This window comes from Nostoc sp. ChiVER01 (assembly GCF_034531155.1).
In the GTDB taxonomy this organism is placed as follows: Bacteria; Cyanobacteriota; Cyanobacteriia; order Cyanobacteriales; family Nostocaceae; genus Nostoc.
The window spans coordinates 303,653-328,585 of sequence record NZ_JAVRBS010000003.1; the positions used below are offsets into that span (position 1 = coordinate 303,653).

Consider the following 24,933-nt stretch of genomic DNA (forward strand, 5'->3'; position numbering starts at 1 on the left):
ATTCGATCTGATAAAAACTGTTAAAGTCCATAAACCATTGATTCCCAAACCACCCTATGAGCATTCACGAAGTATTTATGCCGGCGCTGAGTTCCACCATGACGGAAGGCAAAATTGTTTCCTGGGTGAAATCGCCAGGAGACAAAGTGGAAAAAGGCGAAACAGTGGTGGTTGTAGAGTCAGATAAGGCAGATATGGATGTAGAAACCTTTTATGAGGGATTTCTTGCCCATATCATAGTTGAAGCTGGTGAAACTGCCCCAGTAGGATCTGCGATCGCCTTCATCGCCGAAACGGAAGCTGAAATTGAACAGGCCAAGTCTCTTGCCAATTCCTCTGGCGCGGCTGCTACTACTACCGCTTCCCCGGAACCAGTCGCCGCCACAGCCTCAGTTGCAACACCTGCCTTAGCGTCTCAAAACGGGTCTAACCACAAGGAAGGAAGGCTTGTAGCTTCACCCCGTGCCCGCAAGTTAGCCAAAGAACTTAAAGTTGATTTAACTACACTCCAAGGCAGCGGCCCCCACGGTCGCATTGTCGCCGAAGATGTAGAAGCATTGTCCAATAAGGGCAAACAACCCACCCCTGCCCCAGTTGCCCCACCAGCACCTGTACCAACCAGCACCCCAGTTGCACCCCCAGCACCTCATACACCAGCACCCGCGCCAGTGGTAGCGGCTGTTCCTGGTCAAATCACGCCTCTAACTACTTTCCAAAATGCCGTAGTGCGGAACATGGTAGCCACCATATCCGTGCCCGTCTTCCGTGTTGGTTATACAATTACCACTGATGGATTAGACAAACTTTATAAACAAATTAAATCCAAAGGCGTGACAATGACAGCGCTACTGGCGAAAGCTGTAGCGGTAACGTTGCAAAAACACCCATTGTTAAATGCTAGCTACTCAGACCAGGGGATTGTTTATCATTCTGATATCAACATTTCTGTAGCAGTAGCGATGGATGATGGCGGATTAATTACACCTGTGCTGCAAAATGCAGACGCAGTGGATATTTATTCCCTATCGCGTACTTGGAAATCTTTGGTAGAACGTGCCAGGACAAAACAACTACAGCCTCAAGAATACAACAGTGGTACTTTTACACTGTCTAACTTGGGGATGTTTGGCGTAGATAAATTTGATGCGATTTTACCGCCTGGACAAGGGTCAATTTTAGCGATCGGGGCATCCCGTCCGCAAGTGGTAGCAACACCCGACGGTTTATTTGGCGTGCGGCAACAAATGCAGGTGAATATTACTTCTGACCACCGGATTATTTACGGTGCCCATGCTGCGGCGTTCTTGCAAGATTTAGCGAAATTGATTGAGACGAATCCTCAATCTTTGACAATGTAATTTTGAAAAGACACCAAATTTAAATGTTAGCGCTATCAGCGAACAGCAGTTTGTCGTAGAGTAGCGCTAACAATATACCTACGCTTAAATTTTTTCTGGACAAACTATGTGGCGATATTACGTCTCTACATGAGTTAATGTCTAAACTGATATCAAAGTGACATACGACAACACCCTGAAATATCTGGTTGAGCAGTATCCAGAAGATTTTATCCGCTACTTACTCGCATCTGAAGCAACGGATATCCAGATTCTTAAAACAGAATTAAATCAAGAACCAATTCGTGCCGACTCAGTAACTTTTTTGCAAACTGCCAATCAAATACTGCATTTAGAGTTTCAAACCTTACCAGCATCTACTCCACCCTTGCCACTACGGATGTTGGACTATTGGGTGCGGCTATATCGACAATACAATTGCGATATCGAGCAGATAGTAATTTTTCTTAAACCGACAACTTCAGAAGCTGTCTTTGTAGATCAATTTATTGCCCGCAATACCACCCATCGTTACTCTGTCATCAGAATTTGGGAACAAGATCCAGAACCTTTATTGTTATCTCCTGGTTTATTACCTCTGGCAACTTTGGCGCGAACAGATTCTCCTCAAAGCTTACTTCAACAAGTAGCAGTTCAGGTGAGTATGATTGAAGAAGAAGCTACCAAGCAGAGTATCTCGGTATGTACCCAACTTCTAGCAGGGTTGGTATTCGAGCCAGAACTAATTCGTCAGTTTTTGAGGAGAGAAGATATGAGAGAATCTAGCATTTATCAAGAAATTCTCCAAGAAGGACTTCAAGAAGGTAGACAACGAGGCATTGAACAAGGCATTGAACAAGGAATTGAACAAGGCATTGAACAAGGAAGACAATCAGAACTAAGGCTAGTGATACGTCTATTAACTCGTCGGCTTGGTTCAATTAATTCTCAGTTACAATCTCGGTTGCAAGAGTTATCCTTGGCTCAGTTAGAAAATTTGGGTGAAGTATTACTAGATTTTGTCAGTGAGGCTGATTTAATGAATTGGCTAAATACAATAGAAAATTAGAGTTTGCTTTAAATTTTTCGACCAGTTACAAAAAAAGTCAGATTTTCGTACCAAGCTCCTTGCTCTGTTACTTCTGCTTCAATTTTTTGACGATACTCTGCTTTTAATTCTGCCATTTTCTCTGATGAAACCTGTAACAAGGGATTTTCTCTGGGATTAAACCATCTTCCATTCCATTCTTGAGCTTGCTCTAGATTGTGGTATAAACCTAGTTGTTGGGTCTTCAATTCAATATTTTGAAAACCAGCTTCTGCAAGCAGATTATGACATTTTTCGGGTGTGCCTGTTGGCTCATTGATACTTGTCAGTGAAATGCCATGTTTGTTACAGATTTCGATTATAAGTGGCGCTCCACAAGATTCCTCAGAGCAACAAGAAAAACCGACAGTTCCCCCTGGTTTGAGAAAACGATACCATTTACGCAGAACAGCAGGAATATCTTTAAAATACACTATCGCTGTAGAGCAAAGAATTACATCGAAACTCTCATCATTGAAGTCGATATACTCAGCGTCGGCTTCAATAAGTTCGATATTTTGTAAGCCTAATTCTTCAATTTTCTGTTGTGCTTGAATTAGCATCCCTGAAGAAAAATCTACTCCAGTGACTTTTCCTTCAAAACCAATAATTTGTGAAACAGCAATAGCAATGATACCAGTGCCTGTTGCCATATCCAATACTTTTTGTCCCTTTTGCAGTTGAACTAAATCTAGTAGAGGCAGAGCGCGATGAATTGTATAATCGTTGTCATAGCTAGTTCTGCTATCGAAGAAATCAATTACTTTTTTCTTATACTGTTGTTCGTATTGGCTATTTTGCACGATCTTCTCGATTTCACTGGTCAATTATGAGAATAAATTGTCAGTGAAACTTTTGTCTTCTGAAAACTTGCTTTCAAAATTTTTAAATCTTGCAAAATCCCAAAATTTATATCATCTCTCTATATGCTTTGGGTGTGATTCCTATATGCTTACGAAAAAGGGTGGTAAAGTTACTTTGGCTAGAACAGCCTACTTGAAGTGCAATTTCGATAATAGGTAATTGAGTAGAAGTGAGTAAAAATTTAGCTTGTTCAATCCGACATTGAATAACGTATTGATGTGGAGAAAGACCCATTAAACGTTTAAACCTCGCAGACTCCGCGCTGTGGGATAATTTCAATAGTGCGATAGCTCCCAACGTTTGTCTCATCTGCTACTCTCTTAAATAGACTGGAATCAAAAGAAACTAGAAGAAATTTTATTTCCTGGTGCCAACGCGCTTGAGTCGGAATTCCCTTTGGAGTGACATTAACCAAACCTCTCCTCATCTGCGTACTGTGTAACCTTCCACCTGCTAGCCGCCAGTCTATTTGACATGAATTACCAAGCCAAATATTAATGCTGTGCTGCTGTAAACAAAGCTCTGGACATTCAAAAGCAGGTAAATGATGCTGTTCAAGCACAATCCCTTTCCAGTGATTAGTGCTGGATAAAATAGGAGGTTTACTGCTCATCGGCACCAGATTTCCGCTTGCCACCTCAATGGCTGAGAGTTGTTCAGATTTCATGTTGCCTACTAACTTGTGAGCTACTACAAAAAAGATAGTAAGCTAATGCGTGACAAAGTTACACTATTAACTTCTTTTCGTTAGTGCTAACAGATGACTCTATTTGCTCAGTCGATTCACTTAAAACAATCATTTATTCCTCAGCGTACCTCTGCGCTTACCTCAGCGTGCCTTTACGTTTAAAAAAATAAAAAAGGTGGGCATTACCCACCCAACAAACTTATCCCTTCACACAAAGAACTTGCTTGAGCGTTGCTACAACTTCAACCAAATCCGCTTGATTTTCCATAACTTGCTCTATTGGCTTATAAGCACCAGGAATCTCATCTAACACACCCTCATCTTTGCGGCATTCTACGCCATTTGTTTGCTCTATCAAATCATCCAGTGTGTAGACATTTTTTGCCTTATTTCTAGACATTAAACGCCCTGCACCGTGAGAGCAAGAACAAAAACTATGAGCATTACCTTTACCTTTAACGATGAAAGACTTTGCCCCCATCGAACCAGGAATAATCCCATAATCTTCAGTCTGGGCGCGGACTGCACCCTTACGAGTCACGTATACATCCTCATCAAAATGCACTTCTTTTTCAGCGTAATTGTGATGACAATTAACCTGCAATAAAGGTTTCGTTGCCTTCCCACCTGCTAAATGCTTCTCGACAATATGCTTAAAACGCGCCATCATCACATCGCGGTTGACACGCGCATAGTTTTGTGACCATTGCAAATCGTGCCAATATGCTTTAAATTCTGGCGTACCAGCGACGAAGTGAGCTAAATCAGCGTCAGGCAATTTATTACCAGCCATTTTTGCTAATTCTCTGGCTGTATGAATATGACATTGGGCGAGTTTATTGCCGATGTTACGCGAACCAGAATGCAGCATCAACCAAACTTGATTCTCTGTATCAAGGCACACTTCAATAAAATGGTTTCCTCCACCCAGAGAACCCATCTGTTTCATTGCTTTACTTTGTAAGTCTTGCACGCCGCGATGCAAGTCTTTAAAATCTTCCCAGTGTTGCCAATTACTGACAGATTTTTCAATGTCTTTATTTTCGTTAAATCCAGTAGGAATTGCTGCTTCAATATCCAGGCGGATTTTCTTCAGTTTACCTTCTAGTTGTTCGGCGGTAAATGATGTTTTGATAGCGCTCATTCCACAACCAATATCCACGCCGACAGCAGCCGGGATAATCGCTTCTTTAGTTGCAATTACAGAACCCACTAAAGCACCTTTTCCTAAGTGAACATCTGGCATTAATGCGACATGCTTAAACACAAACGGGAGTGATGCTACATTCTTTGCCATATTAGTTTCTTCTGGGCCTAAAGAGTGATTTGCCCAAGATAAGACGGGTGCTGGTGTGGTAATTTCTAACTTTTCGTAGGGCATAACTTTTTCTATTTTGGTTTTTAAATTTTAGATTTTGGTGAGGTAGTGCGGTCTTCTCCCAAGGGGAGACGCCAAGGGCGATGGGGGTTTCCCCCATGAGCAACTACCGTTAGCGCAGCGTAAAGCCTTTGGCATAGCTTCGCTTAGAGCGAGTCTTGTCTACGACACGCCAAGGGCGAACGAGCGTCACCCGAAGGGATTAGGTAGATTGTGCTGATAATTATCTATATGATTTATAACCCATTATCTAGTAGTTTTCCAGGGTTTTTATTAAGGACTTCAGTGCTTACTATGAACTTGCTTTCCCATTAATTTAAACTTGACATACTACTAATGGTCTATTGTATTAATTTTGCAGGGTTAGAATGGAAACAGAGAGTTGAGCGATCGCAGATCAGAAGAGTATGCCAAAAAAGCACATAGTAAAACTAACACAAGAACAGCATCAATAATTAGTTGAAATAGTGAAAAAAGGAAAAGCAACGGCGCGAATGATTCGTCGGACGCACACTTTACTCATGGCTTCGTCAGGTGAAACAGATGATGTTGTAAAATTCCTTGAAAGTTCTATATTCACTGCCTTGAAATGCGATGATTATTGTCATCACTTCTGGTAGATGCATTCGGGAAGTGCTGCGCCTTTCTCCTGTCGCCGATGGCAATTGTGATACTTTCTGCCAAAGACTTTCCCATTAGTTACAGAAATCATCTACGTCGTAGAAAATTTGCGCTTTGGTCGACGAGGCGAGATATCATGGTGGACATAGCCGAGACTCTGATTTTTGTTAGATATTATTAGTCTCGGTATTTTTTGTGACTTCGCAGCGTCTCGTAGAGTAGAGAAGAATTCGTAGAGTGTACGTAAGTCCTAGTTAAAAATAGAAGAAGCTGCGCTAGGGAGTCGTACAAAGTACATACTGAATTCTGACTTCTGAGTTCTGAATTCTTTTTATAAAACAAAATCCACCTAAACATTAAACTGTTTGGCGGACTTGTTAGTTATTTTTAGTGGATCCGAGCAGAGTCGAACTGCTGTCCAAATTGGGTATTAACCCCCCGCTCATTCACAGGTTTAGCCTTTCTGACCCTCAAGGCGGGAATCGTTCATTATCCCGAACGTAGGATGCTCTGATTTAATCTTAGCTAGCAAGCCAACCAGAGAACGCTTACTAGAGCATCCGTTGGGGTTTGGTCTTCAGTCCTTAACGGAGTCAAACTAAAGACGCTCGAACCTATAAGAGGTTTTTAGGCAACTGCTAAAGCAGGCTTACGAGCAAAGCTAACGATGTTATTCGCATTTACTTTTTGTTTGAGCCTTTGATTTCCGAGAGGAGACTCACTCTCGACCTGAATCACAGAGCAGCGTTCGCCAACCTGTCGAAACCGTGACGGACCCATGCGCTTCATAATTCAATTATAATACGTGGTTTTAGAAATGTGTTATTGACAAAAAATTTTTGGTTTATGCCAGTACTGCTGAGAAACACAGGGTATCTTTATATGAAGTTGGCTCTAGACTATCAGTATAGTTGGCACACACGGTAATGTCTTTGTAACCGTTTTTCTGTAAACACATAATAAACTCGTCGCGTCCAAACCAATGTAGGGAAAGATTTTGTAACTCTGTAGCAACAAGTTTGCCTTCTTTCCACTTCTCGTAGCGAATCACAGTTGTGTTAACTTGATTGAGCCAGTTTAGCCGAGATGTAGATTGTAAAAGGATTGTTGAGCCATCTGGGCAGTTGATTGGCAATGACTGTTTAACAATGTTCTCTGTTTTAAAATCTTCAATAGGCAACTCTAAATCAATAAAGATTCGCCCGTGTGGTTCCAGGTATCGAGCAAAAGCTTGCAATACAGCCACAGCAGTAGCTCGCTTTTCTAGCAGCATGAATGAACCAAAGGAAACTACAATTGCACTAAATTTACCAGGGATATCAAAATTTTCTACACAACTTTGATACAAAACAGGATTTAAATTCCTGTCAGTACAGTGTTTTTGACAAGCTGCCAACATATCTGGTGAAGTATCAATACCCTCAACATTGATACCAGCTTCCAGCAATGGAATGAGTAATCGTCCCGTTCCTACCATCGCCTCCAAAATTCTGCCACCAATTGATGCAAGATGTTTGATGTAGTATGGTATATCTGGGTAATCTTGACCAATGGGTTTAGTTATTTCGTAAACCTCAGTACATAAGGGCCCGTATGCCGTTAATGTCATCTATAAAAGTCTCAAATACTAAAAATAGCCAATTGCTAATCTTAAAATAATTAGCAATTGGCTATATATTACAATGCACTACAAATAAATGATTAGCTATACCCTAAGTTAGTGCTTCAGCACCACCAACAACTTCTAGGAGTTCTTGCGTAATTGCAGCTTGTCTAGCTTTGTTGTAAGACAACGTAAGGGTGTTAATCAATTCACCAGCATTTTCACTAGCATTACTCATGGCTGTCATCCGGGCTGCTAATTCACTAGCAGCTGATTCTTGCAGCGCTCGCAATAGCTGGTTACTCAGATACAAGGGCAACAAAGAATCGAGAATCTGCACTGGATCTTGCTCGAAAATCATGTCAGGAGCCAACGGGCGGGCTTGGCTAGCTACTTTCTCGCGTTCTACTTCAAATTTACCGCCACGGGTTGTCAAGCGGAAGATTTCGTCATCGCCTGCTTCTAGTCCTTGCGGATCTAGGGGCAATAGAGTTTGTATCACAGGACGGGAGCTAACCAATGAAATGAATCTGGTGTAGATTAATTCAATGCGGTCTACTTCTTCGGAAAGGAACAAGGAAAGTAGTTGGTCGGCAATCTGATTAGCTTCTGCTGCGGTAGGAATTTGCTCTAAGCCGCTATAGGTAGCATCAATAGGCTGATCTCGGCGTTGAAAGTACTGTGTAGCTTTGCGTCCGACTAACACAAATTGATAGTTTAAACCTTCTGCCTTGATTTCCTTGGCGCGATTTTCTGCACGACGAATAACGTTACTATTGTAGCCGCCGCATAGACCGCGATCGCCTGAAATTACCAACAGCCCGACTGACTTAACTTCTCTTTTTCTCAGTAGTGGCAAGTTTGCTTCTTCAAAGCGCAGACGGCTTTGCAAACCATACAATACTTGTGCCAAACGATCGGCAAAGGGGCGAGTCGCTAGCACTTGTTCTTGCGCCCGGCGTACTCTAGCCGCAGCTACCAGACGCATGGCTTCTGTGATTTTTTTGGTGTTTTTGACCGACTGAATGCGATCGCGTATTGCTTTTAGATTGGGCATATTCTTGAGTTAGGAGTTAGGAGACGCGATTAATCGCGTTTGTACAGGAGTTAGGAGCAGAGAGGCGATTAATCGCGTCTGTACAAGAGCTAGGAGTATTTCATTAACTTTTAACTCTTAACTCTTCACTCCTGCCTTTAATTACGCTGCTGCTTTGAAGGTCTTCTTGTATTCGGTAAGTGCTTCCTTTAAAGCAGCTTCTTCTGCATCACCTAATGCTTTGGAGGCTCTTACTCCTTCGGCATACTTACCAGTCTTTAAGTACTCGCGCAGACCTTGGGTAAAGGTTGTGACTTTATCTACAGGCACGTCATCCAAGTAACCGTTAATACCAGCGTAAAGAATTGCTACTTGCTCGTATACTGAGAGTGGCGAATTTTGTGGCTGCTTGAGAAGTTCGCGTAACCGTTGACCCCGTGCCAACTGGTCTTGAGTGGCTTTATCTAAGTCAGAAGCAAATTGAGCGAAGGCTTGTAAGTCGTCAAATTGGGCTAGTTCCAATTTAATCTTACCCGCAACTTTTTTCATTGCCTTGGTTTGCGCCGCAGAACCCACGCGGGATACGGAAATACCTGGGTTCACAGCCGGACGGATACCAGCGTTGAACAAGTCAGAGGATAAGAATATCTGACCATCGGTAATGGAAATTACGTTGGTAGGGATGTATGCTGATACGTCACCAGCTTGGGTTTCGATGATTGGTAGGGCGGTCATACTGCCTTTACCTAATTCATCACTTAGCTTTGCTGCTCTTTCTAACAAGCGGGAGTGAATGTAGAATACATCTCCAGGGTAAGCTTCGCGTCCGGGTGGACGACGTAGCAACAGGGACATTTGGCGATAAGCTTGCGCTTGCTTGGAGAGGTCATCATAAATTACCAGGGTAGCTTTGCCTTTGTACATAAAGTACTCAGCAATAGTTGCGCCTGTGTAAGGAGCTAGGTATTGTAGTGTTGCTGGTTCACTGGCACTAGCTGCAACGACGATGGTGTAGTCGAGTGCGCCTTTTTCTTGCAATGTCTGCACCACGTTAGCGACGGTGGAAGCTTTTTGACCGATCGCAACGTATACACAAATTACATCTTCTTCTTTTTGGTTGATGATTGTGTCGATCGCGATCGCAGTTTTACCAGTTTGACGGTCGCCAATAATCAATTCCCGTTGACCGCGACCGATGGGAATCATTGAGTCAATAGCTGTGATACCCGTTTGCATGGGTTCGTGTACTGACCGACGAGCAATGATACCAGGCGCTGGAGATTCAATCAAACGGCTGTCTGAGGATTTGATGTCTCCTTTGCCATCAATGGGGCGACCCAAAGCGTCTACAACTCGTCCAATTAAAGCTTCTCCTACCGGAATCTGAGCAATTCTACCAGTAGCGGTTACAGAGCTACCTTCTTGAATTTCTAGCCCTTCACCCATAAGCACCGCGCCCACGTTGTCTTCTTCTAAGTTTTGGGCGATGCCAACTGTGCCATCTTCAAATTCTAAGAGTTCCCCAGCCATAGCCTTTTCCAGACCATAGATCCGGGCAATACCGTCACCTACTTGTAGGACAGTACCAACGTTAGCAACTTTGACCTCTTGATCGTATTGCTCGATTTGTTGTTGGATAATGCTGCTAATTTCGTCAGGTCTAATTGATATGCTCATGTGTCTATCTTGTTTGCTTTCGAGACTGAAGTAAAAGGGACTAGGGATTAGGGACTGGGGACTAGGGATTAGGGATGGAAAGAATTTATGACTATAATCTTTTTCCTAGTCCCCAGTACCCAGCCCCCAGTCCCCAGTCCCAATTTTTTAGCTATTAGTTAAGCGCAATGAAAGGCGACGCAACTGACCCCGAATACTGGCATCAATTACCTGCGAACCTACTTTTATGATTACACCACCAATTAACTCACTGTCTACCTTGGTTTCTAGCTCTACCTGGCGAGCATTCGTGATGGCAATTACCTTTTGGATGATTGCCTGCTGTTGAGGTTCTGTGAGGGGAACGGCTGAAATTACTTCCGCTAATACGGTTTGATTCAGCTGCCGCAACAGCGCCAGATATTGTTGAAAAATAGATTCCAAGAATGCAATGCGGCGTTTGTCTACTAGCACCAACAAAAAATTGCGTAAGTAGGGGTTAGAGCCTTCACCGAGTATTTGTTTGATGAGAGCTTTTTTGTTCTCAGCCTGAATAAACGGGTTGCTAAAAAAGTTATGTAGCTGTTTGTCTGCTCTGAGCAGTCCGAGTAAAGTACGCGCATCTTCCCCGAACTCTTCTGTCAAATTTTTCGATTGCGCTATTGACAAAAGTGCCTGTGCGTAAGGTTGGGCTACTTCGGCTGTTGCTACCTGACTTGTCATACATTGCCTCCCAGTTGTGCGATGCTACGGTCAATTAAACTTTGTTGAGCATCGTCGGCAATCCCGCCTTTGAGTTGCGATTCGACTTTTTGCAATGCTAGCGCAGCAACTCTTTGCCGCAGTTGAGCGATCGCTCGCTCTGTTTCGGTATTTAAATCTGCTGCTGCTGTTTGTTTCAAGCGTTCTACGTCTTGCGCTGCCTTCGCCAACAAGGCTTCTTTCGTCTTTTGGGCGTTTTCTGTGGCCGATTGGCGGATACGTTCTGCTTCTGCCTGAGATTGCTTCAACTGCTCTTGCGCTTGGGAAAGGGCAGTCTTTGCCTCTTTTAAGCGCCCTTCTGCTTCCTGAATTGCGGTGGCAATATTAGATTGTCGCTCGTTCAGGATATTGCTTAAAACTTTACGTCCGAAGTAGAATAATATGCCAACTAGAATCGTTAGATTGATCAGATTGGTTTCAAAAATGTCTAGGTTTAGACCGAAACCACCTTCTGCTGCGCCTTCTGCTAATTCAGAGTGAACAGCGTTTGCTTCTGCGGCAAGTAATAAGAATGTCCCCATGATACCCATTTACAAGTGCGCTGCTCGCCTGCTAATACGTTGTATTTTCCCAATGGGAAATTAAGTATCTTTTCCTCGAAAGGAAATTAAATATCTCTCTTGAGAAGGGAAAAAGTGTCTTTTTCGACACTTAATTAAGCGCTCTGGACTAGGGCCCAGTTGCGCGTATGCTTTCAAAGAACCAGTCTAGTTAGCTTATCTAACTGGAGTTGGCCCCAATAGTTTTTCTAGAATCTGCCTGCTTAGAGCATCAACTTGTTGCTCTAAGGTACGAAAGGCTTCTTGCTTTTGTTGTTCTATTTCAACAGAAGCTTGTTCTCGTTGAGACTGAGCTTCCTTTTGGGCTTCAGCGATTTTCTCGGCAGTAATTTTTTTAGCTTCCTGTTGAGCTGCTTCTAGGGTAGCTTGCGATTGTCTGCGAGCATCTGCGAGTTGCTGCTCATATTCGGCGGCTAAACGCTCGGCTTTTGCCAAGCTTTCTTTCGCCTCAAGGGTATTCGTTCGGATATAACTATCGCGATCGTCTAGTACCTTGGTCAGTGGCTTATAGAAAATTGCATTCAACAAAGCTGCTAATAGCAGGAATTGCAATGCCATGAAGGGCAAGGTAGCATCGAAATCAAACATTTGTCTCCTCTTTGGCTGGAGTAGCAGTTTTCATGGCTAGCAACATCATCCAACCTTTCATATTTTAGAGACCCATAGCCAACAAGGGTCAAGTAATTTTGGATTTTAGATTTGCAATTTTGGTGAAGCAGCGCGGTCTTCTCCCAAGGGGAGACGCCAAGGGCGGTAGCGCAGCGTTAGCGAGTCTTCGAGCGTCACCCGAAGGGATTAACACTAACCCAAGGGTATGTTCTTCTGGGCATTTTAGATTGATGATAGCGTAGCGTTAGCGACGTAGGAGCGTCTTTGAGATTTCTTCCACCAACCAGCTTCGGCACATATACCGAAAACTCTTGATAATCCAAAATCCAAAATCTAAAATCACATTACAATGACTAAAATGCCTAAAACCTCTTAGATTGTAGAGGCGTGATGGTTCACGTCTCCACACTCACAAAAATTTCAGGTATTAACCGAAGGGGTTAGCAAACAGCAATACCAGGGCAATTACTAGACCATAGATAGTCAAGGATTCCATGAATGCCAAGGTTAATAGCAGAGTACCGCGAATTTTTCCTTCTGCTTCAGGTTGACGAGCAATACCTTCTACTGCTTGTCCAGCAGCGTTTCCTTGACCAATACCAGGGCCAATTGCAGCTAAACCAATCGCTAAAGCAGCAGCGAGAACTGAAGCAGCCTGAACTAATGGATCCATGTTGATTTTCCTTGCTTTGATTACAAAACTACAAAAGTACGTTAACAATTAACAAACGTGGTTTTCACGCTGCACATGAGTTCTTTGATCGCGCTTTGCGATGTTTTGAGCGAATATGCTCTTGGAACTGTGCTATCAACTGAGAAGTTTAATGCTCCTCATGTTCATCTCCGCCATGCCCCTCCATTGCCTCATGAATGTATGCTCCGGCTAGGGTGGCAAAAACCAGGGCTTGAATGGCACTGGTAAATAAACCCAAGGCCATTACAGGCAGAGGTACAAATAGAGGAACTAGCAGCACCAGCACCGCTACTACCAATTCATCCGCCAAAATATTACCAAATAGCCGGAAGCTTAGGGAGAGGGGCTTGGTGAAATCTTCTAGAATTGCGATCGGCAACAAAACAGGTGTTGGCTCTATATATTTCTTAAAGTAGCCTAAACCCCGTTTGCTAAAACCTGCGTAAAAGTACGCTAAGGAGGTTAGCAATGCCAATGCAACAGTCGTATTGATGTCATTGGTGGGAGCTGCCAATTCGCCCGAAGGTAGCCTGATGAGCTTCCAGGGAATTAGTGCGCCTGACCAGTTCGATACGAAAATAAACAAGAACAATGTGCCAATAAATGGCACCCAAGGGCGGTACTCTTTCTCACCAAGTTGGTTTTTTGCCAAATCACGAATAAATTCTAAGGCATATTCCATCAAATTCTGGATGCCCTTGGGAATTCTTTGTGCGTTGCGAGTAGCAGCTATTGAAGCCACTACTAGAATACTAATCACAAACCATGAGGTAAGAAAAACTTGCCCATGAATTTTAAGATTGCCCAACTGCCAGTAGAAATGATGACCTACTTCTAATGCGGCGAGGGGAAAAGAATTAAAGGCGTTTAAGACACTAAGCATTTGCATTCTTCAAGCATTTTCCCCAACGAGCGAGGATGGGATTACTATCTTTGTGAGCCTGACTTTTTAAGAATCAGGAATGAACGCAATTTGCACCATATAAACGAAGAGCGTGGCTTTGTAAGTTAGAAATCCCAAAAAAATGGGCAGAATCTGTAGCTCACGCCATCGACTTGCCACGATCATCACTCCAATAAACAGAGCAAAACGAGTTTTGCTCAGACTGGTTTTCTCACTACCAAGCTGCTCAACGTCTCTAGCCAACATTTTTAAGTAAACCACACCTGTACACGCCCCAATTAAATAATTTAAGGCAATGTTTAAGGAATAAAAAATCCACACAGAGATAAAAATAACCCCCGTCAAGACAAGCGTGATTACCAATAATCGCTGGAAGAGTTGATGGAACTCTTGCATGGAGTTACCTGATTCTGTGTCTCCAGAACCAGTTTTAGCATCTTGTTGCGTTGTCGGAGTGGGCGCAATTGATTCGTCTGACAAGCTCACGGGACTTGAAACCAGTACAGTTAAATATGATGACTGCACATTCAGTCAGCTGAATCATATCACGATCCGGTAACAATACTTTAGGAAAAAACAATTAACTTCTTGTCAACATCAGGCAGTCAGTAAAATCGCGCTCACAGAAGCGAGAGAGCGGCTAATCATGTGAGAGAGTATTTGGGTGAATAATCAATAAATACTGCCTGAAAATTCAAAATTTCTTCCAATTTCAGTTTTTTGAGTGAATAATGATCCTCCAAAGTTTGAATTAAGTTGGTGTCAATAAAATCAACTGGTGCTTGAGGAGCGGATGAACGTACCGCAAATCAGAAATTGTAGAGTAGCGGCAAGTCATTAAAGATCGCACCACTGCTGAATTCCAGAAAGCTCCAACTTTTGGGATGTACAATACCCTAGTTTTTTAGGCACTTTCCTAATTTACATTAATTTGTCAAAAGTGGTGATGGGCGATCGCTCTTCACCACGAGTATAAATTGACAAATCTTAACTTAGTATCAACGTCAGTGTAATTAAACAGGTGTCAATAAAATTAGCTGCTGCTGAAGAAGCGTTCTTACCCCATCCAATCCCAGTTGCACACCTGCTAAAATCTCCGCCACTGTTGAATTAGCATCACACTTTTGCATAAATTCAAACTCTGGTACAGATAAATTAACAATCTGGTAATCGTAATTAAAGAAACATTGGCTGGGAAATCCTTCAAGACAAGGATTAAGCTCGGGAATTGCTGCCAGTAGGGCGTTATCGTCTGACCAGTCGGACTTAATTAAGGGAGGACGACCGAGGAAAAACTCGTAATGAGTTACTTCTGGATCTAGTAATTCTATCAGGCGGTAAACCTGGCGATCGCTCAAATCTTTTGCCCGTTCAACTAACTCTGGTGCTTTGCCTAAAAGTCGCTCCAAATCCCAGAAACTCGGATTTGAGAAACCAATAAACTCTAATCCCGAAGCATCTATTAATTCAAACAGCGTCTCAATGTTGTAGTCAATTTCTTGGGGATGTACGTACATATCCGCAAAGTTTTCATCTTTGTGATTTTCTAATGACCAACGCTGCTTATCGTATTTGACAATTCGGTTATTTTCTGGTAATGAAGCAAATATTTGTCGTCCGACTTGAACACCATCGCGGTAGTCGCCTTTTTTGTCACCTTGAAGAAGTGCGATCGCTTTTTGCATGAGTTGAATTTCCCAGCGTCCCAATTCCCCATACACAAAAATGTGCATTAAACCGCCTGGGGCTAACTTTTTCGCCAAAGCTTGAATACCGCCAATGGGATCGGAGGTATGGTGCAAAACACCAACACAGTTGATTAAATCAAACTCACCCGGTAACTGTTCCACATCAAACAAGCTGAGGTGATGAAATTCAACGCGGGTAGCCCCTGAACGCTGACAACGTTCTTTTGCTACAGCTAAAGCGCCAGTACTGAGATCAATTCCCACAACCGAAGCTTGAGGATTGAGGTGAACCAAGTACTCTGTACTTACACCAGTACCGCAACCTGCATCTAAAATCCGAATATCTTGCCTTTGGGGTTTTTGACCTATGCAGAAGTTATGAGCAGCTAGCCAATTCCAGCGCCAGTTATAGCCTGGGGGTGGTTCATCCAATAAAGCTTCTGGCGGAAAGGGGTAAGTATTGTAGAGTTTGGCAACAGCAGCACTAACGGTTTGGGAGTCGGACATGATGAGGAATAACGCAGCATTTCTGAGTTTAGCGAATGCTGGACACTTCAGGTAGACAAATAATTGCGATCGCCATCAACAACTATGGGATATTGCAACGGGAGCGCAAATCTACACTCTTCAGGGACATTCTCTTTCGATAGCCTTCAGTCCAGATGGTAAAACTTTAATAAGTGGAAGTGGGGACAAAACTATCAAGATTTGGCAGCTTGCATCACTACCATCGGTAACATCCAATATAACGACTACTTCATCTTCAGTTCAGCCAACTCAATCTCAATTTTCGCAATCATCTTTTGATATGCCTGTTATGCCTCTTAAGCGTGTATTGTGGTGTTATTTGCTTTTATTGTGTATTCCATTAGGTTTTGTTAGTTTTGTCTTTGGTTTTGTTGGTGGGTCTTTGGTGTCCGTTATCGAGATTGCGTGTTGTTGGCGTTTTTATCGATGGTTTTGGCAAGTTTCATAAATTTCTGCTTACTGGGCAAAATTACGAAATTTACTATACTGCCGAGTAAATTTACCTTAGTAATTAGAATACTAATCAATAGAAATAGCGAATATGGGATAAAACATTATTAATAATCAAGGTCAACTTATTCCCAGAGAGGGCAGTATAGGTACTTATGGAGACTTACTCAAACTAGGACGTAGAGGCGATAACCTTACACCTCATCATAATACCTGCGGATGCTTTTATGAAAGCTAAAGTTCCTGGTTATACTACAGGTAAAGGAATTGCCATTATGATGGAACATTTATCACCAGGAAAAGAAGGTCGTCATCGGCAAACAATTTCTTACGGTAAATCTCCTAATTTAAGCTTATCAGCGAGGGAAACATTGGCCCAAGAAGTTTGGGATGTGCGTTCTATTTATCTTCGTTAAGGTTTATACAATAGAGAAATCAGGAAAAGTTTGCAAAGTTTAATTAACCTGAATAGACTAACTTGGCAAGGTATTTTTGATAAAGTAGGTTGAAACCCATGAATCAAAACAATCTATTGGCAATTTTAAGAGAAAATCGCTTCATGCAAACTCAACAGCAAGTTACCGACTTTGAAAATACTTTAGCTGAAATAGCTGATAATCCTGATGAGCAAAATTTATCTGCATATCATCTTGTTTTAGACAATCAATGTCAACACCCAGAAGTGATGTTCAGCTTAATTCATTTTCTCGAATCTTTTGAGACAGAAGAACAAATTACGTCTTTTATTAAAGTTGTACCCCAATTAATGATCGATGCATCTGAATGGACAAGAATCATTCATGACAGGATTTTAAATGATGATTTATCTTGCCAAGTTTATCAAAAACTTTTACATTCAGCTAATTTGAACACACCTCATTTTCTCTATCATCTCTTGGAAGAAAGCATTGTAAATAAACTAAAAATTAAATAAAGTTTGTCCAGTATAACTCAATAAATATTAAACTACTTTGGTGATCAAACTCAGATTAAATTCTAAGGAGTACTAGATAACATAGTTTTTTAGGTTATAAGTTTTAAGATATAGTCTAATCTTCTAAAAGCAAATTAGAAACTTTTTCAAAATCCTTGCGGTTGCGTGTAACCAAAATCCCATTCGCTGACAGCGTAATTGCCGCAATACGTAATAAATCTTGAGTAACAATGCGGATTCTTTGACGAATCAAGTCTTCGTAACAATTAATAGCATACTGGTCAAATCCTAGCGATACCTACGGTGGGCTTTGCCAACGCACATTTTGAAAAAATTCTAAAGTAGCCTGTAGCTTTGCGTAAGCTAATAACAATTTATCAGGCGAGGAAGTTTTTCTAATTACATTAAATCTCCCACGTAGTTGTTCTTCAATCGTAATTATCGTTATCGCAATGTCTTCAAAATTGACTGCATTGATACGCTGCGTGACAATTGGATGCCTCTGTTGAAAAAGTGAGATATGATCAGTATCAAGTATCCATAAAGTCACTTAGTTTCATTCTCCACATCGAGTTGCTGATAATATTCCTCCATTTGTGCATCAAGTTCACGGCGATATTCTTCTATATATCCTAGCATCTCGTCAAATTGCGGATCATCTTTGAACATTCCCGCAAATTTCATCCAAGGGTTTTCTACTTTGGGTACTTCAATTTCTAAAGTCACAATTTTGGCTGTTTCTAATCGAGTTTGCAAACTTTGACTGACTTTTTCTATTGCTTCCGATTTTCAATCAGCACATCATAAGTTAACTTAGGTACAGTTGTTATAGAGGTACTTTTTACAGCTAAATTCATAATATTTTGATATTTCAAGTTTTATATTAATTATAACATTTAGGTCAATTTAGCCTTGAGACAAATTAAGATCACTGGCTTGGTTAATTTGTGGTTTGATTTTTATCATATTGTCTTTTGCGATCGCACCAATGATTTACAACCAATCAGAGTTTAATTTACGCTGTGAATGGGGGCCACAAGGAGTTGCTCAACTTGCTCCTATCAGTGATGTAATTGTAATAGTTGACATTCTCTCTTTTTCTACCTGCGTGGAAATTGCCACCAACAACGGCGCGATAATTTTTCCCTACGCATATAAAGATAAATCAGCTATAGATTATGCCAAGTCAGTACAAGCAGAGTTAGCAAGTCATAGACAACGTTGGACTACAACTGGATATTCTCTCTCACCAAAATCGGTAGCTGAAATTCCTGCTGGAACTAGACTAGTTTTACCTTCACCTAATGGTTCTTTTCTGACTTTACATACAGGGAATACCCCAACTTTGGCTGGCTGCTTGCGAAATTGCCAAGCTGTAGCACAGGTTGCTCAAAAGTATGGTGATAAAATCGCTGTGATTCCTGCTGGTGAAAGGTGGAAAGAAGATAGTAGCCTCCGCCCTGCATTTGAAGATTTAATTGGTGCTGGGGCAATTCTGAGTTATTTACAAGGCAGTCTATCACCAGAAGCCGAAGTAGCTGTAACAACATTTAAAGCTTTCCAGCAGGATTTATTAGGGTACTTGAAAAAATGCAGTTCGGGTAAAGAGTTGATTGAGAAAGGTTTTGAGTCAGATGTTGAATTGTCCGCCGCCTACAATATTAGCGATTGCGTACCTTTCTTTACTGATAATGCTTATGTAAATTATACGCCACAGGCTTAATCAAACTCAAAAATTACGAATTACGAATTACGAATTACGAATTACGAATTAGTTAAACGTCGCACTGATTGGTTTGACAAAATTTCGCATTATCTATAAACTCTTGCAATTTATTCGAGGGAATTATCTGCAATGATGACCCACCTTGTACCTCAGCAGCGATGTAAGCAAACTTTTGTCCACGATAAAATTGGTCACGTCCAACTTTAGTAATATATCGGGACTTCTGGAAGTCATTGGCAATATTAGAATTATAAATATTTTGTAACAATTTCACTGCATTGGCATTTTTTGTGGTGAATTTGAGGCGTTTATCACCACTAACGGTTATGCCTTCTTTAGTCACCGTCCCATTTTTAGAAGTGACATCAGCATAAAAGTATAAATTTCCCTTTGTACCCTCGTAGCCGTGGGCTTCGCTGTTGTATCTCAGAGTTGGCAGTTGAGGTTTGGTCTTTGCCCACTTAACAACGCTGCTGATATTTTGCTCTGGAAGCGCATTTACGGGAGTGACAGCTAAAATAACTGCGATCGCAGACAGAGTACCATGAAGTAAACGGTTAAATTTATAACTTTTGTACATCGTATTTTACGGTTAAAGAATGCTGAGAGCAAATGCTTAAACCACCAAATCTTCAGAAATTTTTACAGGATGACGTTAGTTATGAATATTCATTTGCCAGTAGCAAAAACAACTTAACATCGACTATTGACTACTGTCCACCAACATTGCTGTAGGCAACTTGCTTTCAACTAAAATTTTGTATAAGTTGTAATAATCGTAGGGTAGACACTGCCACAAACATCAAAATAAAGGTTTTCGGCATCAGTAGACCATGCTTACTCTATGTTACAAAACTTAGATTTTGTCTCAGCCAAAGAAGAGTATGTACTCTTAAGACTGGATGTATCTAAGCTACGGTTCTACACAGTTCTTAATAAACCAGCTTTGAGAACGCAAAACGTTCTAATCTAAAAGCTAACCGGGTTAATTTACTGGCAGTTTTGCAGGCACTACTCTCAAGCTTATAAAGCACAGACGCACCGATGTGTCAAGCCTCAAAGCGATCCAGACTTAACACATAAATGATTATGATGGGAGTTTTACAAATCCGATGAGTGTTAAGGCAAGTGGTGGAAGCTCAGTTGCGCGTCCGCAACTATATCAAACCCTAGCTGTAGCGACAATTACCCAAGCCGAGCAGCAAGACCGCTTTTTGGGAAGTGGTGAATTAGATGAACTGGCAAGCTATTTTGCATCTGGTGCAAAGCGTCTAGAAATTTCCCAGACGCTGACGGATAATGCCGAGATTATTGTATCTCGCGCTGCCAACCGGATTTTTGTCGGTGGTTCACCAATGGCTTTTTTAGAAAAGCCCAGAGAAGTAGAAATAGTACCTGTTAGTGCTGGTGCTAATGTTCAGCAAGGGATGCAACTGGGAACTGTAACCTACGTTGAAAGTCGTGGTGGGTTCCTAGAAAATTTACGATCAATATTTAACTCATCCCCCAGTGGCCCGACACCTCCGGGTTTCAGACCAATTAACATTGCTCGCTATGGCCCAAGCAACATGGCCAAGAGCTTGCGGGATTTATCCTGGTTCTTGCGCTACGCTACTTATGCGATCGTTGCTGGCGACCCTAACATCATAGCGGTGAACACACGGGGTTTACGGGAAATAATTGAAAATGCCTGCTCTGGTGAAGCAACGCTGGTAGCTTTGCAAGAAATCAAAGCCGGATCACTTTCCTTTTTCCGCAAAGATCCTGAGGCTACAGAAATTGTGTCTCAGTACATGGATGTTTTGCTAACAGAATTCAAAGCAGCTACACCTTCAAATAAACTCCGCCAACGCCCCTCTAGCGACCAACAAGGGTTGGAACTGCCGCAAATTTACTTTAGTGCGTCAGAACGGCGTCCCAAGTTTGTGATGAAACCTGGGTTGTCAAGTAGTGAAAAAAATGAGGTTGTCAAAGCCGCCTATCGGCAAATCTTTGAGCGCGATATTACCCGTGCTTATAGCTTGTCAATATCTGATCTAGAATCCAAGGTGAAAAATGGCGACATCTCCATGAAGGAGTTTGTCCGTCGTTTAGCTAAATCTCCCCTTTACCAAAAACAGTTTTACCAGCCTTTTATTAACAGCCGAGTCATTGAATTAGCTTTCCGTCACATTTTGGGACGGGGGCCAAGTAGCCGCGAAGAAGTACAAAAATACTTCTCGATTATTTCTAATGGTGGTCTAGCAGCCTTAGTAGATGCCTTAGTAGATTCTGCTGAATACGGTGACTATTTTGGCGAAGAAACAGTACCCTACCTCCGGGGTCTTGGTCAAGAAGCACAAGAATGTCGCAACTGGGGGCCGCAGCAAGACCTGTTTAACTACAGTGCGCCTTTCCGCAAGATACCTCAGTTCATCACCACATTTGCTGCTTACGAACAACCACTACCAGACCAACATCCCTATGGTTCTGGGAATGACCCCTTGGAAATTCAATTTGGGGCGATTTTCCCGAAAGAAACTCGCAACCCCAGCACCAGTCCGGCTCCTTTTGGCAAGGATACTAAGCGCATCCTGATTCACCAAGGGGCAGGGATTAATAACCAAAATAGCAATCCCAACGCCCGGGGTGAAGTTCCTGGTACCCTTGGGCCTAAGGTGTTCAAGTTAGATCAACTACCTGGTACTATCGGTAGAAAGGCTGACAAAGGTTCTAGCGTCAGATTCTCTGAAAGTTCGACGCAAGCAGTGATTAAAGCTGCTTACCTGCAAGTTTTCGGTCGCGATCTTTACGAAGGTCAGCGCCCCAAGGTATTGGAAATCAAGCTGGAAAACGGCGACATCTCTGTACGAGAGTTTATCCGTGCTTTGGCTAAGTCGGATGTATTCCGTAATCTGTACTGGTCATCGCTTTATGTTTGTAAAGCGATAGAATATATTCACCGCCGCTTGTTGGGTCGTCCTACTTATGGTCGTCAAGAAATCAACAAGTACTTTGACATCGCTGCTAAACAGGGCTTTTACGCGGTAGTTGATGCCATTATTAACAGCGTAGAATATGCCGAAGCATTTGGTGAAGATACAATTCCTTACGAACGGTATCTGACTCCTAGTGGTGTATCAGGGCGACAATTGCGCGTTGGTAGTATTCGTGAAGATGTTGCAGCGAAAGTTCAGAAGGAAGTAACGCCGAGCTTTGTGACATTGGGTACAGTTACAGAAAATCGGTCAGAACCAGATATTCAGTTCCGCATTAATCAAGGCGTTAGTAAGCAACGCGAACAAAGCAAAATCTTCAAACTGGTGGCGAATACCAATGACAAAGTTGCAGTGCAAACTTTGATTAGTGCTGCGTATCGCCAGATTTTTGAACGGGATATTGCACCCTATATCGCCAAAAATGAATTTACGGCGTGGGAAAGCAAACTGGGTAATCGCGAAATTAGTGTGAAGGAGTTTATTGAAGGTTTGGGTTATTCTAACCTCTACCTGAAGGAGTTCTACACACCTTACCCCAACACCAAAGTAATTGAGTTGGGAACCAAACACTTCTTGGGACGTGCGCCACTAGACCAAGCAGAAATCCGTAAGTATAACCAGATTTTGGCTACTCAAGGTATTCGTGCCTTTATTGCTGCTTTGGTAAATAGTGTGGAATATAACGAGGTATTTGGTGAAGATACGGTGCCTTACCGTCGCTTCCCAACCCTACCTGCGGCAAACTTCCCGAATACAGAAAAGCTGTACAACCAGCTTACCAAGCAAAATGATGACGTAGTTGTACCGAGCTTTAAGCCAGTAGAAGCTCGCACCGGAGCTAGCGATACGCCGCTTTTGGCACAGGCGATCGCAGATATAGCAACGCAAACCAATGGTCAGATATCATTTGCTGAACTGGGTCGTTCCTACAACAATGGAAACGGACAATCAGTGGAAGTGGCTGTACGTAAACATGCACGTATTTACCGTATAGCTGAAATCACAAACCAAGCCGAAAGACAACAGGCAATCAACGCCATTTACCGTCAAGTATTGGATGTATTCAGCGGTGAAGTGCCTGATAATTTCCGCCGTAGTGACCTAGAGGGCAAACTCCAAAATGGTGAAATTTCCGTCCGAGAGTTTGTGCGTCAACTAGCTAGTTCCGAAATCTATCGCCAGCGCTTCTTATCACCTTATCCTCATGCAAAGGTGGTTGAGTTCCTTTTCCGCCATCTGTTGGGGCGTACACCCGCAGATCAGGAAGAAATTCGCCAGTATCACAATCTACTAGCTGATGGTGGTTTGTCGGTTGCTGTAGAAGCAATAGTCGAGAGTCCAGAATATAGCCGTTACTTCGGTGAAGATGTTGTACCTTACAACCGCTTTCCAGTAGGGAATAGGGAATAGGGAATAGGGAATAGGGAATAGGGAATAGGGTACAGATTATTTACTGTCCCCAGTCCCTAGTCCCCTGCCCCTTTGTAACCTTTCGTAATATTGCTCTCAGATTACAGCTAAAACCCGAAATTCTGAAAAAAAATATTACAAAGTGTTAAGAGCAGCAATAAATGCTCAACAGAATGCCGGAAAATGTTTTGCGGAAGGTAACTGAGTTTCAAAGCTTGTTTACTTGTGTTGACTCAAGAAAACTCGTAATCTATTAGCCGTAACAGTTATTAAACTGTTGTATCTAAAAGAACGAGGAAACAAACTCAGTGAACCAAATTTAAAGTCGCACTAGTTTAATCAAATCCTGGTTTCATTCGTATTTGGAGGAATCCATTAATGAGTATCGTCACGAAAGCTATCGTGAATGCTGATGCAGAAGCTCGCTACCTCAGCCCTGGTGAATTGGATCGGATCAAATCCTTTGTTGCTACTGGTGAGCGCCGTGTGCGGATTGCTCAAGTTTTGACAGAAAACCGTGAACGCCTGGTTAAGCAAGCTGGCGATCAACTGTTCCAAAAGCGTCCTGATGTTGTTTCTCCTGGTGGTAACGCTTACGGTCAAGAATTGACTGCTACTTGTCTGCGTGACCTAGATTATTACCTGCGCCTCGTTACCTACGGTATCGTTGCTGGTGATGTTACCCCCATCGAAGAAATTGGTGTTATCGGTGCGCGTGAACTGTACAAGTCCTTGGGAACTCCTATTGATGGTGTTGCTGAAGGTATCCGTGGACTGAAGAATGTAGCTAGTACATTGCTGTCTGGTGATGATGCTGCTGAAGCTGGTACTTACTTCGACTATTTAGTTGGTGCCCTGCTATAGGGTGATGCTGTTTCTCTGCCGAAACACAAGTATTGCAATACGGTTGGAAATAAGGAATTAACAACATGGCTCAAGACGCAATCACTGCTGTAATTAACTCCGCAGACGTTCAAGGTAAATACCTAGACTCTTCTGCTTTACAAAAGCTAAAAGGCTACTTCTCTACTGGCGAACTGCGAGTACGTGCTGCTAGCACCATCAGCGCTAACGCTGCTGCGATCGTTAAAGAAGCTGTAGCAAAATCTTTGCTATACTCTGACATCACCCGTCCCGGCGGTAACATGTATACCACCCGCCGCTATGCTGCTTGCATCCGTGATTTGGACTACTACCTCCGCTATGCCACCTATGCTATGTTAGCTGGTGATCCTTCCATTTTGGATGAGCGTGTATTAAATGGCTTGAAAGAAACCTACAACTCTTTAGGAGTTCCCGTTGGTGCTACCGTGCAAGCTATCCAAGCAATCAAGGAAGTAACCGCTAGTTTGGTTGGTTCTGATGCTGGTAAGGAAATGGGTGTTTACTTAGACTATATCTCTTCTGGCTTAAGCTAAGA

General features: G+C 42.4%; 27 protein-coding genes and 1 other RNA gene. 9 read left to right on the forward strand and 19 right to left on the reverse strand.

Annotated features, from left to right (window positions below; genetic code table 11):
* Window positions 1-56 precede the first annotated feature (56 nt).
* Both RMY00_RS05890 and RMY00_RS05895 read left to right on the forward strand, forming a co-directional pair.
* Window positions 57-1,358 carry a dihydrolipoamide acetyltransferase family protein gene (locus RMY00_RS05890; protein WP_322646656.1) on the forward strand — a complete coding sequence of 434 codons (1,302 nt, stop codon included), beginning with the start codon at window positions 57-59 and terminating at the stop codon, window positions 1,356-1,358.
* Window positions 1,359-1,515: 157 nt separating this feature from the next.
* Window positions 1,516-2,406: an Rpn family recombination-promoting nuclease/putative transposase gene (locus RMY00_RS05895; RefSeq protein WP_322646657.1), complete on the forward strand. Its 891-nt coding sequence runs from the start codon at window positions 1,516-1,518 to the stop codon at window positions 2,404-2,406.
* An 8-nt stretch (window positions 2,407-2,414) separates the two neighbouring features.
* On the opposite strand, the gene RMY00_RS05900 is transcribed toward RMY00_RS05895, so the two are convergent.
* From RMY00_RS05900 to RMY00_RS05970, 15 genes are all read right to left on the reverse strand, one after another.
* Window positions 2,415-3,227, reverse strand: a complete 813-nt coding sequence (locus RMY00_RS05900; RefSeq protein WP_322646658.1) for a class I SAM-dependent methyltransferase — start codon at window positions 3,225-3,227, stop codon at window positions 2,415-2,417.
* A 106-nt stretch (window positions 3,228-3,333) separates the two neighbouring features.
* Window positions 3,334-3,522 (reverse strand): helix-turn-helix transcriptional regulator, encoded by a 189-nt coding sequence (locus RMY00_RS05905; RefSeq protein WP_322646659.1) that lies wholly within the window; start codon window positions 3,520-3,522, stop codon window positions 3,334-3,336.
* A gap of 7 nt (window positions 3,523-3,529) precedes the next feature.
* Entirely contained in the window at window positions 3,530-3,955 is a 426-nt protein-coding gene (locus RMY00_RS05910) for a hypothetical protein (RefSeq protein WP_322646660.1), read from the reverse strand.
* 220 nt (window positions 3,956-4,175) lie between these two features.
* Complete coding sequence (locus RMY00_RS05915) at window positions 4,176-5,357, reverse strand: RtcB family protein (protein ID WP_322646661.1); 1,182 nt, start codon at window positions 5,355-5,357, stop codon at window positions 4,176-4,178.
* A gap of 1,006 nt (window positions 5,358-6,363) precedes the next feature.
* Window positions 6,364-6,753: a transfer-messenger RNA gene (gene ssrA, locus RMY00_RS05920) on the reverse strand.
* 66 nt (window positions 6,754-6,819) lie between these two features.
* The gene (locus tag RMY00_RS05925) at window positions 6,820-7,584 is read right to left on the reverse strand and encodes a class I SAM-dependent methyltransferase (protein WP_322646662.1); all 765 of its coding nucleotides are present in this window, start codon (window positions 7,582-7,584) and stop codon (window positions 6,820-6,822) included.
* A gap of 103 nt (window positions 7,585-7,687) precedes the next feature.
* The gene (locus tag RMY00_RS05930; RefSeq protein WP_322646663.1) at window positions 7,688-8,635 is read right to left on the reverse strand and encodes a F0F1 ATP synthase subunit gamma; all 948 of its coding nucleotides are present in this window, start codon (window positions 8,633-8,635) and stop codon (window positions 7,688-7,690) included.
* Between the two features lie 141 nt (window positions 8,636-8,776).
* On the reverse strand, window positions 8,777-10,291 hold the full coding sequence (atpA, locus tag RMY00_RS05935; RefSeq protein WP_322646664.1) for a F0F1 ATP synthase subunit alpha: 1,515 nt from the start codon (window positions 10,289-10,291) through the stop codon (window positions 8,777-8,779).
* A 147-nt stretch (window positions 10,292-10,438) separates the two neighbouring features.
* The gene (gene atpH, locus RMY00_RS05940) at window positions 10,439-10,993 is read right to left on the reverse strand and encodes an ATP synthase F1 subunit delta (protein WP_322646665.1); all 555 of its coding nucleotides are present in this window, start codon (window positions 10,991-10,993) and stop codon (window positions 10,439-10,441) included.
* Entirely contained in the window at window positions 10,990-11,562 is a 573-nt protein-coding gene (locus RMY00_RS05945; RefSeq protein ID WP_109008920.1) for a F0F1 ATP synthase subunit B, read from the reverse strand. The genes atpH and RMY00_RS05945 overlap by 4 nt, the downstream gene beginning before the upstream one ends.
* A 186-nt stretch (window positions 11,563-11,748) precedes the next feature.
* Window positions 11,749-12,180, reverse strand: coding sequence for a F0F1 ATP synthase subunit B' (locus tag RMY00_RS05950; protein WP_322646666.1), 432 nt, complete (start codon window positions 12,178-12,180; stop codon window positions 11,749-11,751).
* Window positions 12,181-12,628: 448 nt separating this feature from the next.
* Window positions 12,629-12,874, reverse strand: coding sequence for an ATP synthase F0 subunit C (gene atpE, locus RMY00_RS05955; RefSeq protein ID WP_012411162.1), 246 nt, complete (start codon window positions 12,872-12,874; stop codon window positions 12,629-12,631).
* 148 nt (window positions 12,875-13,022) lie between these two features.
* Window positions 13,023-13,784: a F0F1 ATP synthase subunit A gene (atpB, locus tag RMY00_RS05960; protein WP_181984851.1), complete on the reverse strand. Its 762-nt coding sequence runs from the start codon at window positions 13,782-13,784 to the stop codon at window positions 13,023-13,025.
* Window positions 13,785-13,844: 60 nt separating this feature from the next.
* Entirely contained in the window at window positions 13,845-14,285 is a 441-nt protein-coding gene (locus tag RMY00_RS05965; RefSeq protein WP_190729970.1) for an ATP synthase subunit I, read from the reverse strand.
* A 527-nt stretch (window positions 14,286-14,812) separates the two neighbouring features.
* Entirely contained in the window at window positions 14,813-15,994 is a 1,182-nt protein-coding gene (locus tag RMY00_RS05970; RefSeq protein WP_322646667.1) for a class I SAM-dependent methyltransferase, read from the reverse strand.
* Between the two features lie 139 nt (window positions 15,995-16,133).
* On the opposite strand from RMY00_RS05970, the gene RMY00_RS05975 reads away from it, so the two are divergent.
* The 3 genes from RMY00_RS05975 (at window position 16,134) to RMY00_RS05985 (ending at window position 17,399) form a co-directional block, all read left to right on the forward strand.
* Window positions 16,134-16,463 carry a hypothetical protein gene (locus RMY00_RS05975; RefSeq protein WP_322646801.1) on the forward strand — a complete coding sequence of 110 codons (330 nt, stop codon included), beginning with the start codon at window positions 16,134-16,136 and terminating at the stop codon, window positions 16,461-16,463.
* Between the two features lie 229 nt (window positions 16,464-16,692).
* Complete coding sequence (locus RMY00_RS05980; protein WP_322646668.1) at window positions 16,693-16,881, forward strand: hypothetical protein; 189 nt, start codon at window positions 16,693-16,695, stop codon at window positions 16,879-16,881.
* A gap of 98 nt (window positions 16,882-16,979) precedes the next feature.
* Entirely contained in the window at window positions 16,980-17,399 is a 420-nt protein-coding gene (locus RMY00_RS05985) for an Imm30 family immunity protein (protein WP_322646669.1), read from the forward strand.
* Window positions 17,400-17,514: 115 nt separating this feature from the next.
* On the opposite strand, the gene RMY00_RS05990 is transcribed toward RMY00_RS05985, so the two are convergent.
* Genes RMY00_RS05990 through RMY00_RS06000 form a run of 3 tightly spaced genes read right to left on the reverse strand, consistent with a single transcriptional unit; the run spans window position 17,515 to window position 18,155 of the window.
* Window positions 17,515-17,652 (reverse strand): hypothetical protein, encoded by a 138-nt coding sequence (locus RMY00_RS05990; protein WP_322646670.1) that lies wholly within the window; start codon window positions 17,650-17,652, stop codon window positions 17,515-17,517.
* Between the two features lie 45 nt (window positions 17,653-17,697).
* A complete protein-coding gene (locus RMY00_RS05995) occupies window positions 17,698-17,949 on the reverse strand; it encodes a hypothetical protein (protein WP_322646671.1) in 252 nt (83 codons plus the stop codon).
* Entirely contained in the window at window positions 17,946-18,155 is a 210-nt protein-coding gene (locus RMY00_RS06000; protein WP_322646672.1) for a hypothetical protein, read from the reverse strand. The genes RMY00_RS05995 and RMY00_RS06000 overlap by 4 nt, the downstream gene beginning before the upstream one ends.
* A 196-nt stretch (window positions 18,156-18,351) precedes the next feature.
* Here RMY00_RS06000 and RMY00_RS06005 point away from each other — a divergent pair, with 196 nt between their 5' ends.
* The gene (locus RMY00_RS06005) at window positions 18,352-19,122 is read left to right on the forward strand and encodes a 2-phosphosulfolactate phosphatase (protein ID WP_322646673.1); all 771 of its coding nucleotides are present in this window, start codon (window positions 18,352-18,354) and stop codon (window positions 19,120-19,122) included.
* A 52-nt stretch (window positions 19,123-19,174) separates the two neighbouring features.
* On the opposite strand, the gene RMY00_RS06010 is transcribed toward RMY00_RS06005, so the two are convergent.
* Complete coding sequence (locus tag RMY00_RS06010; protein WP_322646674.1) at window positions 19,175-19,705, reverse strand: hypothetical protein; 531 nt, start codon at window positions 19,703-19,705, stop codon at window positions 19,175-19,177.
* Between the two features lie 532 nt (window positions 19,706-20,237).
* On the opposite strand from RMY00_RS06010, the gene RMY00_RS06015 reads away from it, so the two are divergent.
* The 3 genes from RMY00_RS06015 to apcB all read left to right on the forward strand — a co-directional run bounded on the left by RMY00_RS06015 (window position 20,238) and on the right by apcB (window position 24,931).
* Window positions 20,238-23,513 carry a phycobilisome rod-core linker polypeptide gene (locus RMY00_RS06015; RefSeq protein ID WP_322646675.1) on the forward strand — a complete coding sequence of 1,092 codons (3,276 nt, stop codon included), beginning with the start codon at window positions 20,238-20,240 and terminating at the stop codon, window positions 23,511-23,513.
* A gap of 378 nt (window positions 23,514-23,891) precedes the next feature.
* A complete protein-coding gene (gene apcA / locus RMY00_RS06020) occupies window positions 23,892-24,377 on the forward strand; it encodes an allophycocyanin subunit alpha (protein ID WP_322646676.1) in 486 nt (161 codons plus the stop codon).
* Between the two features lie 65 nt (window positions 24,378-24,442).
* Window positions 24,443-24,931 (forward strand): allophycocyanin subunit beta, encoded by a 489-nt coding sequence (gene apcB, locus RMY00_RS06025; RefSeq protein WP_229487373.1) that lies wholly within the window; start codon window positions 24,443-24,445, stop codon window positions 24,929-24,931.
* Window positions 24,932-24,933: the final 2 nt, after the last annotated feature.

What these genes read in the sequence shown, in the direction of transcription:
- RMY00_RS05970 (WP_322646667.1), bottom strand. Translation starts at nt 15,994, where the DNA reads ATGTCCGACTCCCAAACCGTTAGTGCTGCTGTTGCCAAACTCTACAAT.
- RMY00_RS06015 (WP_322646675.1), top strand. Translation starts at nt 20,238, where the DNA reads ATGAGTGTTAAGGCAAGTGGTGGAAGCTCAGTTGCGCGTCCGCAACTA.
- atpE (WP_012411162.1), bottom strand. Translation starts at nt 12,874, where the DNA reads ATGGATCCATTAGTTCAGGCTGCTTCAGTTCTCGCTGCTGCTTTAGCG.
- RMY00_RS05925 (WP_322646662.1), bottom strand. Translation starts at nt 7,584, where the DNA reads ATGACATTAACGGCATACGGGCCCTTATGTACTGAGGTTTACGAAATA.
- apcB (WP_229487373.1), top strand. Translation starts at nt 24,443, where the DNA reads ATGGCTCAAGACGCAATCACTGCTGTAATTAACTCCGCAGACGTTCAA.
- RMY00_RS06010 (WP_322646674.1), bottom strand. Translation starts at nt 19,705, where the DNA reads ATGTACAAAAGTTATAAATTTAACCGTTTACTTCATGGTACTCTGTCT.
- RMY00_RS05890 (WP_322646656.1), top strand. Translation starts at nt 57, where the DNA reads ATGAGCATTCACGAAGTATTTATGCCGGCGCTGAGTTCCACCATGACG.
- atpB (WP_181984851.1), bottom strand. Translation starts at nt 13,784, where the DNA reads ATGCAAATGCTTAGTGTCTTAAACGCCTTTAATTCTTTTCCCCTCGCC.
- apcA (WP_322646676.1), top strand. Translation starts at nt 23,892, where the DNA reads ATGAGTATCGTCACGAAAGCTATCGTGAATGCTGATGCAGAAGCTCGC.
- RMY00_RS05910 (WP_322646660.1), bottom strand. Translation starts at nt 3,955, where the DNA reads ATGAAATCTGAACAACTCTCAGCCATTGAGGTGGCAAGCGGAAATCTG.
- RMY00_RS05985 (WP_322646669.1), top strand. Translation starts at nt 16,980, where the DNA reads ATGAATCAAAACAATCTATTGGCAATTTTAAGAGAAAATCGCTTCATG.
- RMY00_RS05950 (WP_322646666.1), bottom strand. Translation starts at nt 12,180, where the DNA reads ATGTTTGATTTCGATGCTACCTTGCCCTTCATGGCATTGCAATTCCTG.
- atpH (WP_322646665.1), bottom strand. Translation starts at nt 10,993, where the DNA reads ATGACAAGTCAGGTAGCAACAGCCGAAGTAGCCCAACCTTACGCACAG.
- RMY00_RS05915 (WP_322646661.1), bottom strand. Translation starts at nt 5,357, where the DNA reads ATGCCCTACGAAAAGTTAGAAATTACCACACCAGCACCCGTCTTATCT.
- RMY00_RS05945 (WP_109008920.1), bottom strand. Translation starts at nt 11,562, where the DNA reads ATGGGTATCATGGGGACATTCTTATTACTTGCCGCAGAAGCAAACGCT.
- RMY00_RS05930 (WP_322646663.1), bottom strand. Translation starts at nt 8,635, where the DNA reads ATGCCCAATCTAAAAGCAATACGCGATCGCATTCAGTCGGTCAAAAAC.
- RMY00_RS05980 (WP_322646668.1), top strand. Translation starts at nt 16,693, where the DNA reads ATGAAAGCTAAAGTTCCTGGTTATACTACAGGTAAAGGAATTGCCATT.
- RMY00_RS05905 (WP_322646659.1), bottom strand. Translation starts at nt 3,522, where the DNA reads ATGGGTCTTTCTCCACATCAATACGTTATTCAATGTCGGATTGAACAA.
- atpA (WP_322646664.1), bottom strand. Translation starts at nt 10,291, where the DNA reads ATGAGCATATCAATTAGACCTGACGAAATTAGCAGCATTATCCAACAA.